8 protein-coding genes are annotated in these 13,208 nt (G+C 59.6%); 6 read left to right on the top strand and 2 right to left on the bottom strand.

Annotation, left to right across the window (positions count from 1 at the left end; genetic code table 11):
• The 5 genes from BZL43_RS18745 to BZL43_RS18725 all read left to right on the top strand — a co-directional run bounded on the left by BZL43_RS18745 (position 1) and on the right by BZL43_RS18725 (position 9,465).
• Entirely contained in the window at positions 1–771 is a 771-nt protein-coding gene (locus tag BZL43_RS18745; protein WP_095633677.1) for an electron transfer flavoprotein subunit beta, read from the top strand.
• 233 nt (positions 772–1,004) lie between these two features.
• Positions 1,005–1,571, top strand: a complete 567-nt coding sequence (locus BZL43_RS18740; RefSeq protein ID WP_095633676.1) for a GNAT family N-acetyltransferase — start codon at positions 1,005–1,007, stop codon at positions 1,569–1,571.
• A gap of 1,062 nt (positions 1,572–2,633) precedes the next feature.
• Positions 2,634–6,086, top strand: coding sequence for a GMC family oxidoreductase N-terminal domain-containing protein (locus BZL43_RS18735; RefSeq protein WP_095633675.1), 3,453 nt, complete (start codon positions 2,634–2,636; stop codon positions 6,084–6,086).
• Between the two features lie 233 nt (positions 6,087–6,319).
• On the top strand, positions 6,320–8,188 hold the full coding sequence (locus BZL43_RS18730) for a hypothetical protein (protein WP_095633674.1): 1,869 nt from the start codon (positions 6,320–6,322) through the stop codon (positions 8,186–8,188).
• A 26-nt stretch (positions 8,189–8,214) separates the two neighbouring features.
• A complete protein-coding gene (locus BZL43_RS18725) occupies positions 8,215–9,465 on the top strand; it encodes a metallophosphoesterase (RefSeq protein WP_095633673.1) in 1,251 nt (416 codons plus the stop codon).
• A 40-nt stretch (positions 9,466–9,505) separates the two neighbouring features.
• Here BZL43_RS18725 and gbcA read toward each other — a convergent pair whose 3' ends face one another.
• On the bottom strand, positions 9,506–10,801 hold the full coding sequence (gene gbcA / locus BZL43_RS18720; protein ID WP_095633672.1) for a glycine-betaine demethylase subunit GbcA: 1,296 nt from the start codon (positions 10,799–10,801) through the stop codon (positions 9,506–9,508).
• Positions 10,802–11,083: 282 nt separating this feature from the next.
• Between gbcA and gbcB the strand changes: the two genes are divergently transcribed.
• Positions 11,084–12,184, top strand: a complete 1,101-nt coding sequence (gene gbcB / locus BZL43_RS18710) for a glycine-betaine demethylase subunit GbcB (protein ID WP_095633670.1) — start codon at positions 11,084–11,086, stop codon at positions 12,182–12,184.
• Between the two features lie 142 nt (positions 12,185–12,326).
• Here the strand turns inward: gbcB and BZL43_RS18705 are convergent, their stop codons facing one another.
• Complete coding sequence (locus tag BZL43_RS18705) at positions 12,327–13,151, bottom strand: NAD(P)-dependent oxidoreductase (RefSeq protein WP_095633669.1); 825 nt, start codon at positions 13,149–13,151, stop codon at positions 12,327–12,329.
• Between the last annotated feature and the right edge of the window lie 57 nt (positions 13,152–13,208).

Below are 13,208 nucleotides of genomic sequence, written 5' to 3'. Positions count from 1 at the left end.
ATGAGCACGAAAATCATCAGCCTGGTGTCCATCGGCGCCCACCCGACCTCCGGCCGGCCACGTCGCGCCGAGCAAGATGCGCGGGCGGTTGAACTGGGTTTGCAACTGGCTGGGGATAACCTGCAAGTGTTGCATGCCGGCGACGTCGCGGAGCCGGCGCTGCGCGCTTATCTGGGCATGGGCCTGGAACAGCTGCATGTGCTGGAGCAACCGGAGGGCGCGGATGCGCTGCCGGCGTTGACCGCGTATTTGCGCGATGCGGGCGTTCAAGTAGTGCTGACCGGCAGTCAGGCGGAAACCGGCGAAGGCTCGGGCATGTTGCCGTTCCTGTTGGCCGAAAGCCTTGGCTGGCCGCTGGTGGTGGGGTTGGCCCAGGTCGAATCCATCGACGGTGGCTCGGCGCTGGTGCTGCAGGCGCTACCTCGCGGGCAGCGTCGGCGCTTGAAAGTGCGCCTGCCCTTTTTGGCGACTGTGGATAACGCCGCCCCCAAGCCTCGGCAGAGCGCCTACGGTCCGGCACGTCGCGGGGTATTGCAGGCGGATGAAGTCGAAGTGATCGACGATGAACTGCTGGCGATGGCTACGCTGCAACCGGCCAAGCCACGGCCCAAACGCTTGAAAGTAATCAAGGCCAAGAGTGGTGCGGACCGCATGAAAGCCGCGACGGCCAAGGCCAGTGGTGGCGGTGGGCAGGTGCTGAAAGGCGTGACCGCGCAAGCGGGCGCTGAAGCCATTCTCAAGTTGCTGATTGAAGAAGGCGTGGTTCGCTGATAAGTCGTCACCATAGATGTAGGAGCCTCTGTGGCGAGGGGGCTTGCCCCCGTTGGGCTGCGCAGCAGTCCTGAAATCTCTGATGTACCAAAGATCTTGTGAGTGCTGCGCACTCAAACGGGGGCAAGCCCTCGCCACAGAGGTTCGCTCCCACAGAGTGCTCGTGCCGGGCAGATGAAATACCGGAAACGCAGAACCTGAAAATCATCTCACCGAAGTTTATTGGGGAAATAATGGCTGTTGAATTTCGTCCGGCGGTGCGTGCGGATGCGCGGGAAATTGCTCGCTTGTTTCAGATTTCATCGGAAGGTGCGGCGGATTACATCTGGAGCCAACTGGCGCAACCCGGTCAGGACCTCCTGGAGGTCGGTGCCAGTCGTTACGCTCGTGAAGACGTCGACTTCTCCTATCAGAACTGCCTGATTGCGCAGGCCGAGGGAGAGGTCATCGGCATGCTGCACAGCTATGCGATGCGCCACGATCCTCAAGCCGCTCCCGTGACCGATCCGGTTTTGGCGCCGTACGCCACGATGGAAATCCCCGATACCCTCTATATTTCGAGCCTGGCCCTGCATGAGGGCTGGCGCAATCAGGGCTTGGGTCAACAATTCCTCGCCTACGCCTACGACCGTGCCAATCAGCTGGGGCTCAACGGCTTGAGCCTGATCGACTACGCAGTGAACACCGGCGCCCGACGATTTTATGAGCGCCATGGCTTCCGGATCGTCGATACCTGCCAGATCACGCCCCACCCGATGATTCGGGTGACGGGGGAGGCGTATTTGATGTATCGGCCGTAAGAATATCGAACACCTGCGACAAGCGAGCCTGCCCGCGATGACAGACTGACATTCACCATCGATGTTGCCTGACCCAGGGTTGGGCATTTACCCACAATCCCTGTTAGCGCTTCTGTGGATAACATGTTCGCCCCTCGCTACACCCCATGCCCAGCAAGCCCTGCAGCCTTCCGTACAAAAAATAACCAGCCTAAGCCACGGTTTTTTCGAGCTTTTTCCACAGAGTGATGGCGCTTGCAAGCTGATACTTGCCCCCAATCTCTGTTGGCGCTTCTGTGGATAAGATGTTCGCTGTCCGCTACAAGCTATACAAACCGTGGCTTACAGCGAGTTGATCAAATAATGTTCAATTGCTCGTTTTCCTTCATTGATTCTTGCGCAAACCCGCAATTCTTGCGGCTTTCAGCGGTTTTCCACAGAACCTGCAAAGTTGCCCCCAAAGTCTGTTGGCGCTTCTGTGGATAAGGTGTTCGCCGTCGTCTACGCGCCATATAAACCGTGCCTTACAGGCTTCTGATCAAAAAATGATCATCGCCTGCATAAAACCCTGCTTGCGGATAAGTCACGGTTTTTCTTCCTTTTTTGTGAATAAATTTGCGCTCTCGTCCGCAGTTGTCCCCAATAGCTGTGGGTGGAGATGTGGATAACTTGTTCGCTAAACCCTGCAAGCCACGGCCCCTATAGGCCACAACGCGATAGATCAGATTTCATACAGTTCTAAGGCGCTTCTTGACTTCGATCTGTCGCCTGTCTTCACTCTCATGGCACAAAGGATAGCCGTCACTTATCCACATCTGGTTCAGGGAGAACGCGTGATGGATAGCCAGCCACGTCAGCACCCAAGCCCTTGCGTGACCTGTGTCCCGACACCCGCCACCTTGCTGCGTAAACGGATTCACCGTCGCGCTACCAATCAGCGCGCTCGCCTATAGCACCCGAAGCCTTTCCATACCCTGACGCCGCTGCCGTTGAGGCTCGACCGTGCCCGGCGACCAAGTGTTTGTTCGTTTATCGATTGCAGGCAACCACAGAGTTGCCCACCTGCCTGAGAGGAAATGACCCATGCCACGGATCGCCACGCCCATCAGCGACATCAAGGAACATTACGACGTGATTGTCATCGGCTCCGGCTACGGCGGCGGGATCGCGGCCTCGCGCCTTTCCCGGGCCGGCAAGCGGGTGTGCCTGCTGGAGCGGGGCCGGGAAATCCAGCCCGGCGAATACCCCAATACGATGTTGGCGGCCACCGAAGAGTTGCAAGTCCATGACCCGGACGGGCACATCGGTTCGCGTACCGGGCTGTTCGACCTGCACGTCAATGCCCAGCAGAACGTGGTGGTCGGTTGCGGCCTGGGCGGCACGTCGCTGATCAATGCCAACGTTGCGCTGGAACCGGAGCCCGGCGTGTTCGACGATCCGCGCTGGCCGCTGGCAGTGCGTGAACACCGGGACACGTTACTCAAGGATGGGTACGCCCGCGCTCGGGAAATGCTCAAGCCCAATCCCTACCCAAGCACCTCGCCGGTGCTGCCGAAACTGGAGGCCAACAAAAAATCTGCGGAGTATCTCAAGCAAGGGGCGCATTTCTACAAACCGCCGATCAACGTGACCTTCGACAAACTGCCGAACAATCTCAACCACGTCGGCGTCGAGCAACTGCCATGCAATCACTGCGGCGACTGCGTGTCGGGCTGTAACAACAAGGCCAAGAACACCACGCTGATGAATTACCTGCCGGATGCCTGGAACCACGGCGCAGAGATTTTCTGTCAGGCCGAGGTGCGACATCTGGAACGCGACGCCGACGGCTGGGTCGTGCATTTCCAGTACCTGGACAGCGGCCGCGAGAAGTTCTCGGCACCGACGCTGTTCGTCAAGGCTGACGTCGTCGTGGTTTCGGCGGGCACCCTGGGTTCCACCGAAATTCTCCTGCGCTCGCGGGACAAAGGTTTGTCGACGTCCAATCAGCTCGGCGAGAACATGAGCGGCAACGGTGACATTCTCGGCTTTGGCCACAACTGTGACCAAGCGATCAACGGCATCGGTTTCGGCGCCCATCCGGCCAGTGAAATGAAACCGGTCGGCCCGTGCATCACCTCGATCATCGACATGCGCACCGAAGGCGACTGGCGCAGCCGCATGGTCATCGAAGAAGGCTCGATCCCCGGCGCACTCGGCCGGCCGATGGTGCCAAGCATGGCCGCATTCGCCGGTTTGATCGGCAAGCCCACCGATGACAGCTTCGCCGGCAAGCTCAAGTACGCCGGGCGCGAAACCGAAAGCTTCCTGCGCGGCCCGTATCACGGCGCTCTGCACAACATGCAGACCTACCTGATCATGAGCCACGACGACGGCAAGGGTCGCATGGTGCTCGACAGTAAGGATCAGTTGCGCATCGACTGGCCGGGTGTTGGCGAGCAGGAAAACGTCAAACTCGGTAACGAGCGACTGCACCAGAGCACCAAGGCATTAGGCGGGATCTGGGTGGAGAATCCGATCTGGACCGAGCTGCTCAAACACAGCATCGTTTCCGTTCACCCGTTGGGCGGTTGCGTGATGGGCGAGGACGCGGAGCAGGGCGTGGTCAACCACAAGGGGCAGGTATTCAGCAGCACCCGTGGCACCGATGTCTACGCCGGGTTGTACGTGGCCGACGGTGCGGTGATTCCGACTTCCCTGGCGGTCAATCCGCTGCTGACCATTTCTGCCGTGAGCGAGCGCAACATGGGGCTGCTGGCGGCCGATCGCGGTTGGCACATCGACTACACGCTGCCTTCGGCACCGCGCAAACAGGTGGCACCGCCAACCCTTGGCGTGCAGTTCACCGAAACCATGAAAGGCTATTTCTCCAAGGCGTTCACTCAGCCTCAAGGCACGGATCTCAAACTCTACGAAGCGGCGGCCAAACGTGGCGAGTCGGAGAACTCGCCGATCGAGTTCACTTTGACCATCACCGCCAACGACCTCAACCGCATGATCAAGGAACCGGAACACGCCGCAACGTTGGTCGGCACGCTCGATGCGCCGGCTCTTTCACCGGAACCGCTGACCGCCAGCAATGGCGTGTTCAACCTGTTCGAGGAATATCAGGAACAGGTGGGCGTGCGGCACATGAATTACGACATGAAACTGACCGCCGAGGACGGCAGCGATTATTTCTTCAGTGCGTTCAAGACCGTGCCCGAAGACAACGGCGTGCTGAATGTCTGGCACGACACCAGCACCCTTTACGTGACGCTGTATCGCGGGTCGGACAAGAGCGGTGAAGTGCTGGGCTCGGGGGTGATGCACATCCATCCCGCCGATTTCGCCAAGCAGATGACCACCATGAAGGTGCTCAACGCGCGCAACGAACGCGAGCGCATCGAAGGTCTGGCGCGGTTCGGCAAGTTCTTCGCCGGCATCTTGTGGGAGAGCTACGGCGGGGTATTCGCTGGCGACATTTACTTCAATCCCGATGCACCGCCGCGGCAGAAACGCCCATTGGATGCGCCGATCCCGAGCGTGCAGTTCTTCCAGACCGAAGACAACGTACAGCTACGCCTGACCCGTTACCAGGGTGGCAGCAAAGGGCCGGTGATGCTGGTGCATGGCTTGGGGGTGGGTTCGAATATTTTCTCCACCGACACCATCCAGACCAACCTGCTGGAGTACTTGTGCAAGCATGAATACGACGTCTGGTTGCTGGATTTCCGGGTCAGCATTCTGATACCGGCCAGCAAGCACGAATGGAACGGCGATCAGATTGCGCAGTACGACTTCAAGGCCGCCATCGCGCAGATCCAGCAAGCGACCAAGGCCGCGGACGTGCAATGCGTGGTGCATTGCTACGGGGCGACGACTTTCTTCATGTCGCTGCTGGCCGGGTTGCAGGGCGTGCGGTCGGTGGTGTGTTCGCAGATTGCCGCGGATACGGTGGTCGCCACGGCAACCGGGCTCAAGGCCGGCCTGCACCTTCCGGGGATGCTTGACGCCATCGGCATCAAATCCCTCACCGCGTATGCCGACAACAAGGAGAGCTGGTTCAACAAACTTTACGACAAGGCCCTCAACGGCTACGCCCGCATCGAGGCCCAAGGCTACTGCACCAACCCGGTGTGCCATCGCATCACTTTCATGTACGCATCGCTGTACCGCCACGACACGCTCAACGACACCCTGCACGACAACCTGCATGAGCTGTTCGGCGAATCGAACATGCAAACCTTCGAGCACCTGGCGTTGATCCTGCGCAAAGGCCATCTGGTGGATTTCAAAGGCCAGGACGTCTACATGCCGCACTTCGACCGGCTGACCATGCCGATCTGTTTCATCAGCGGCGAAGACAACCAGTGCTACCTGCCGGAAAGCACGCTCAAGACCTATGAGCGCGTGTGCAAAGCCCATGGACCGGAGCGCTACAGCCGGCATGTGGTGCCGGGTTACGGGCATATCGACTGCATGTTCGGCAAGAATGCGGTGCTCGATGTGTACCCGATCATCCTGCAGCATCTGGAGAAAACCGCCCTCGGCTAGCACTGCTTACCTGTGGCCGGGTGCTTGTTGTGGCGAGGGGGCTTGCCCCCGTTGGGCCGCGAAGCGGTCCAAAATTGGCAAATGCGGTCATTCAGGAACACCGCGATTGCAGGTTTCACGACTGCTTCGCAGCCGAACGGGGGCAAGCCCCCTCGCCACAAAAGCCTCTAGCCACAGGTATGTGCCCACTCAAGATTTGTTGGTGGATTGGGTCAAAAAAGGAAATGGATGCCATGGACAGTTACATCCGCTGGTTTCAACGCTTCATCTGGCTAGGCATTGTGATGAACATGGTCTTCGCAATTCCGGCGCTGTTCGCGCCGGCGTTGCTGACCTCGATGCTCGGGATGCCGCCGCAACTCTCCGATCCATGGCTGGAAAACGCCGGCATGCTGCTGGTGGGGATCAGCCTGTTCTACATGCCGTCAGGTTTCAACGCGCCAAAATACGTCGTGCATTCATGGCTGTGCGTGCTGTCCCGATTGGTTGCCGTGGCGTTCTGGATCTACCTGATCAACACCAGCAACCAGGCTCAGGTATTCGTACCGATGCTGCTGGGCGATCTGAGCCTGTTCCTGATCCTGGGGGTTCTGCTGTACCTGGGTAGCGCGCCGGCCAATCGACCCTGGGCATTGCTCCGCGACGGCTGGCATGCGTGGCGCGCAGCCTGGGCGCGACGCTGGCAGCGGCACAGCTTCAAAGTCGCCACACTGGTCGTGGTGCTGGCGCTGGGATTTATCGGCTACGAAACCTGGTACCAGATGCTGCGGGTGGTGCCGGCAGAGCAATACGCCTCCGATGAGGACCACTACAAATACGGCGCCATCGGCCTGGGCATCGAAGCGCGGATTCCCTATTACCTGTTCGCCGTATTGCCGCAGATGTGCCCGGATAAGCTGCCGAAACCCGGCGGCTACGAAGTTTTCGGTTTCCTCTACGAGAACGGCAAGGACCTGCCGATCGGCATGGCCAAGCGGCAGATCGGTTACCCGACCGTGGAACCCAACTGTGCCCTGTGCCACACCGGTTCCTACCGGGCCACTACCAGCGACGTCGCCATCCCGGTGGCCACCGCGCCGGCCAATACCCTGCAGCTGCAGGCCTTCCAGTGGTTTGCCTACAATTGCGCCAGTGACCCGACATTCACCCCTGAGGCGGTGATGACGGCGATCAACAGCAAGTTCCAGCTCGGATTCTTCGAGCGCCTGTACAACCGCTACGTGATCATTCCGATGGCCACGAGCGCGCTGGTCAAGCAGAAGCAGGCCTATGCCTGGCAACGCCTGCGCGCCCCGCAAGGGCCGGGGCGCACCGACACGTTCAACCCGACGAAAATGGTGGTGTTCGGCTTCCCGGATGACTCGACCATCGGCACCGTCGACTTGCCGCAAGTCTGGAACCAGAAGCCTCGGGAATCGCTGTACCTGCACTGGGACGGCAACAACAACGACATCCATGAGCGTAACTACGCGGCGGCCATGGCCGTGGGCGCAACGCCCGAGTCGGTGTTGCCGACCAGCTTCAATCGAGTGACCAACTGGCTGCTGGGCCACAAGGCGCCGGCCTGGCCGTTCGCGCTGGATCAGGCCAAGGTCGCACGGGGCAAACCGGTCTGGGAAAACAACTGCGCCGGTTGCCATGATTTCGGCCGCACCGACACCGGCCAGGTCACCACCAACATTGAGGAACTGGGTACCGATCCCCATCGGCTGAACTCGTTCACCAATGGTTTGGTGACGGCTTTCCATGGCTTCAAGAAATCGCCGTTCGACTTTGGCGCCTACCGCAAGACCCAGAGCTATAGCAACACACCCACCGACGGCGTCTGGTTGCGCGCGCCGTACTTGCACAACGGTTCGGTGCCGACCCTGTGGGATTTGTTGCAACCACCGGAAAAGAGACCGCTGGTGTTCTTCACCGGCTCCGATGTGTACGACCAGGACAAAGTCGGTTTCGTCACCAGTGGCCAGCAGATGAAGGCCTCGGCGGACTTCAAATACGACACGCGCCTGGAGGGCAACCACAACGGCGGCCACCTGTACGGCACGCAACTGTCGGAGCTCGATAAGCGGGCGCTCATCGAGTTCATGAAAACCCTGTAATTCCACTACGGATGGAGGAACGCGACATGTCATTGGTCAGTCATTGGGAGCACGAGTACGACAAGGTCAAGCTGCGCCTGCACGGCGTGGTCACTCGTCTGGAAATGGCCTGGAAGAAGCTCGTCAGCGAGCTTGAACCCAAGGAGTACGAGGCCATCGTCGCGCTGTTGAAACGGGGCCACGATCAGGCGCACTACGTCCTCAAAAACGGCGACTTGCCCGACGATCAACCGAGTGTGCCGTGGGAGTTGGCCCACGGATTGTCGATCCTGCATATCGGTAACGCCACTCCCTTGCCGCAATCGGCAGACGAGCTGCAAACCCGAGTGCTCAAGGACGGCAGCTTGCTCGGTTGTCGCAAATGGGAACTGCTGGATCTGTTGTGGAGCGAGGCGCTGCTCAAGTGGATCGAGAACCTGCGGCATCACGCACCGTTTGCCACCAACCCGGCGTTGATGCGCATGGACAGTGACGTGACCCTGGCCATCGCCGGCGACTGGGGCACCGGGCCGTTCGACAGCCATGCACCGGCGGTATCGGTGGCCAACCAGATGCAACTGGCCCAGGCCGATTTCACCGTTCATCTGGGGGATGTGTATTACGCCGGCACCCACTCCCAGGAAGACGTCGACATGGTCGGCTGGCCCATGGGCAAGCAGGGCTCGTTCACCCTCAACTCCAACCACGAGATGTACAGCGGCGCGCATGGTTATTTCAAGGAATTGGCCAAGCGTTTTCCGGCGCAGCAGGGCACCAGTTATTTTGCGTTGTACAACGATGACTGGCTGGTGATCGGCCTCGATACGGCGTATGCCTCGGATCCGATTAACCTGTACATGGACGGTGCGCTGAACCAGGAGCAGATCGACTGGATGAAGGGGCTGCCTCAGCGCAAGAAAATCATGGTGCTCAGTCATCATCAGGGGTTCGACATTACCGGGCACAACAAGACGGCGCTGTACCAACCGGTGTGCGATGCCTTGGGGCGTGAGCCGGATTACTGGTATTGGGGGCATTTGCACAACGGCATTTGCTATGCCGCACAAGGCGGGCTGCATGCGCGCTGCGCCGGGCACGGAGCGATTCCCTACGGCAATGCCAGCGAGCTGAACGGGCATTCGCGGGTGCTGTGGTCGGAAACGCAAAATGCGCGGGATGAGGCGTACCCGGATCGGGTGTTGAACGGTTATGTGAAGGTGCGGCTGGTGGGGGAAAACATCGAGGAGACGTTTATTGGCGAGGATGGATCGGTGCGGTGGTGTTCGTCAGCCCATTGATCATTCCCACGCGGAGCGTGGGAACGATCAGCGTGACAGGTCAGCCTTGAACCGGAACCCCTTTGAGGTACGGCGCAGGCTCGGCCCCAAGGTTGTTCAGCATGCGCTCGCTGTACCAATCCACAAAGTTCACCACGCCAAACTCATAGGTCTTGGAGTAAGGCCCTGGCTGGTACGCGGTGGAGTTGATGCCGCGCTGGTTTTCTTCGGCCAGGCGACGGTCCTGGTCGTTGGTCGCATCCCAGACCTGGCGCATGCGCTCCACATCGTAGTCCACGCCTTCGACCGCGTCCTTGTGCACGATCCACTTGGTGGTGACCATGGTTTCCTGAGCGCTGATCGGCCACACGGTGAACACGATGATGTGGTCGCCCATGCAGTGGTTCCACGAGTGCGGCAGGTGCAGGATGCGCATCGAGCCCAGATCCGGGTTCTTGATGCGGCCCATGAGTTTGGCGCAGCCCTGTTTGCCATCCATGGTCATCGACACGGTGCCCTTGAGCAGCGGCATGCGCACGATGCGGTTACGCAGGCCGAAACTGGCGTGAGCGTAAGGAATCTTCTCGGCTTCCCAGGCGGCGGCCGACGCAGCGACGTGGTCCTTGAAGGCCTGGTCGGCACGCGGGTCGGTGACGTCGTCCCATTCCAGCAGGGTTTTCAGCAGTTCCGGGTGCGACGCGTTGCAGTGGTAGCACTCGCGGTTGTTTTCCAGCACCAGTTTCCAGTTGGCTTTCTCCATCAAGGTGGTTTGCACCGCCACCTTGGTGTTTTCCATGTCGTACGGTTCCATGTAATGGTTCAGCGTCGACAGGAAGTCATCAATGGCCGGCGGGTTTTCCGACAGGCTGATGAAGATGTAGCCACCCGCGGTCTTTACGTTTACCGGCTTGAGGCCGTATTGCTTCATGTCGAAGTCGGCGCCCATCTCGGTGCCGGCGAACAGCAGGCGACCGTCCAGCTCATACGTCCACTGGTGATAGTGGCAGACCAGCTTGGCGACTTTGCCTTTTTCGCTGGTGCACAGCCGTGAACCACGGTGACGGCAGACGTTGTGGAACGCATGGACCACGCCATCGGCGCCACGAATCACGATGATCGGGTTCTTGCCGACTTGCAGGGTCAGGTAGTTGCCCTTGGTCGGGATCTCGCAGGTCATGCCAGCGATCAACCACTCTTTCTGAAAGATTTCCTGCATGTCGATATCAAACAGCCGCTCGTCAGAGTAAAACGGCTGCGGCAGCGAGAAAGTGCGCTCGCGCTCTTGCAGCATCTGCGCGGTGGCCTTGCGTGCGGGTTCCAGTGGATCGCCCAGGCTCAGGGTAGTGGTGACGTCCATCGTGTGTTTCCTCAAGGCCATCTGCGTGGCCGCGAAAGTGGCTGATCAGGTTTGCTACGCAAGGTGTAAAGGTTATCTCTTGGTATGGGGCGAGTGTGGGGCCGGCGCTCGCCAGAACCTTATCCATGGGCGACATGGCCCAATCTGTTCCCGACGCGTAACCCCCGGTAATTGGGGGCTGGTCGCGATAAGTATGTGAATGTCGCAGATAGGTAAATGGAGGGGCTGCGCTATAAGCAGAATCGCCAACATAAAGGCCGGTAGTCGGCCGTGGAGAACAGCATGTCCAACAGCTTCCTGAATCCGGTAACCACCCAGACCTGGGCCAATGGTCGACACATCGTCCGTTGCGTCAAAGTCATCCAGGAAACCTGGGATGTGCGCACCTTCTGCTTTATGGCCGACCAGCCGATCATGTTCTTTTTCAAGCCGGGGCAATTCGTCACCCTGGAGCTGGAAATCGAAGGCGTGCCGATCATGCGTTCGTACACCATTTCGAGCTCGCCGTCGGTGCCATACAGCTTTTCGGTGACCATCAAGCGCGTGCCGGGGGGCAAAGTCTCCAACTGGCTGCACGACACTCTGCATGAAGGCCAGGAGCTGGCGGTGCACGGGCCGGTCGGGCTGTTCAACGCCATGGACTTCCCTGCGCCGAAAGTGCTCTACCTCAGTGGCGGCGTCGGTATTACGCCGTGCATGTCCATGGCCCGTTGGTTCTACGACACCAACGGCAATGTCGACATGGTATTCATCCACAGCGCCCGCTCACCGAAAGACATCATTTACCACCGCGAACTGGAACACATGGCGTCGCGGATCGACAATTTCAGCCTGCACCTGATCTGCGAGAAGCACGGTCTGGGCGAGCCGTGGGCCGGTTATCGCGGTTACCTGAACCACAAGATGCTCGAACTGATGGCGCCGGACTTCCTCGACCGTGAAGTCTTCTGCTGCGGCCCGACCCCGTACATGAACGCGGTCAAGCGCATGCTTGAGGCGGCGGGTTTCGACATGAAGCGTTATCACGAGGAATCCTTCGGCGCGACGCCGCCGGAAGCCCGCGCTGATGCAGTGGAGCAAGCCGAACAAGCGGCGGATGCTCCGGAAGTCGATGTGGCGGATCTGCATCAGGTGGAATTCACCGCCTCCGGCAAAAGCATTCGCGTGGCGCCGGGCGAAACCGTGCATGCGGCGGCGGCCAAGCTTGGCTTGCTGATCCCGAAAGCCTGCGGGATGGGGATCTGCGGGACGTGCAAGGTAATGAAGCTGGGCGGCGAGGTCGAAATGGACCACAACGGCGGGATTACCGAGGAAGACGAAGCCGAAGGGTTCATCCTGTCGTGCTGCAGCGTGCCGAAGGGCGACGTGCGGATCGAGTACTAGATAACGCTTCATCTTTGATGGCTGCCGACCTGTAGGAGCTGCCGAAGGCTGCGATCTTTTGACCTTTTTTAAGATCAAGATCAAAAGATCGCAGCCTTCGGCAGCTCCTACAGGGGCCGGCAAAAAAAGGGGGGCGCTTCAATCAGTCGACAAACAGATCCGTCATCAGTTTGTCGGTGGAATCAGGCGCAAACCGATACCCTTCAAAATCCGTCACGCCATGCTCCCGCAGAATCTCCTCATCGATCAGCAACCGCCCGGTGATGCTGCGACTACCGCTGTCCAGAATCACATGGGCGGCATCTGCCATGATCGCCGGTGTGCGCGCATGTTTGAACGACTCGCGTGACCCCAACTGAAATTCAATGGCCGCCGTGGCAATCATGGTCTGTGGCCACAGGGAATTGACGCTGATGCCGTAGTTGGCGAACTCCTCGCTCATGCCCAGGGTCAGCATGCTCATGCCGTATTTGGTCACCGTGTAGGGGCTGTATTGGGCGAACCACTTGGTGGCCAGATTCAGCGGCGGCGACAGGTTGAGGATGTGGCCGCCAGTTATTTTCAGGTAAGGCAGGGCGGCCTGGCTGCACAGCAGCACGGCGCGGGTGTTGATCTGGTGCATCAGGTCGAAGCGCTTGAGTTCAATGTGTTGCACGCCGGTCAGCTTGATTGCCCCGGCATTGTTGATCAACGCATCGATGCCGCCGAAATGCGCGCTGGCGTCGGCCATGGCCTGGCGCACGGTAACTTCATCACGCACATCCACCTGCAAGGCCAGTGCCTTGCCTCCCGCGGCTTCAACTTCCGCCGCCACGCTGAAAATGGTGCCGGGCAGTTTGGGATGAGGGGCGGCACTTTTGGCGGCAATCACGATGTTGGCCCCATCGCGGGCGGCCCGCAGCGCAATCTCACGCCCGATACCACGGCTGGCGCCGGTGATGAACAGGGTTTTGCCTTGTAATGACATGCGTACGCTCCTGATTGTTGTATCGATGCGGATCGAAACGGCTCGCCAGTCAATGTA

This window comes from Pseudomonas sp. PICF141 (assembly GCF_002286815.1).
GTDB lineage: Bacteria > Pseudomonadota > Gammaproteobacteria > Pseudomonadales > Pseudomonadaceae > Aquipseudomonas.
This window is presented reverse-complemented; position numbering and strand designations above follow the sequence as displayed.

Coding starts and splice junctions, on each gene's coding strand:
- gbcA (WP_095633672.1), bottom strand. CDS start 10,801: ATGGACGTCACCACTACCCTGAGCCTGGGCGATCCACTGGAACCCGCA.
- gbcB (WP_095633670.1), top strand. CDS start 11,084: ATGTCCAACAGCTTCCTGAATCCGGTAACCACCCAGACCTGGGCCAAT.
- BZL43_RS18705 (WP_095633669.1), bottom strand. CDS start 13,151: ATGTCATTACAAGGCAAAACCCTGTTCATCACCGGCGCCAGCCGTGGT.
- BZL43_RS18735 (WP_095633675.1), top strand. CDS start 2,634: ATGCCACGGATCGCCACGCCCATCAGCGACATCAAGGAACATTACGAC.
- BZL43_RS18725 (WP_095633673.1), top strand. CDS start 8,215: ATGTCATTGGTCAGTCATTGGGAGCACGAGTACGACAAGGTCAAGCTG.
- BZL43_RS18730 (WP_095633674.1), top strand. CDS start 6,320: ATGGACAGTTACATCCGCTGGTTTCAACGCTTCATCTGGCTAGGCATT.
- BZL43_RS18745 (WP_095633677.1), top strand. CDS start 1: ATGAGCACGAAAATCATCAGCCTGGTGTCCATCGGCGCCCACCCGACC.
- BZL43_RS18740 (WP_095633676.1), top strand. CDS start 1,005: ATGGCTGTTGAATTTCGTCCGGCGGTGCGTGCGGATGCGCGGGAAATT.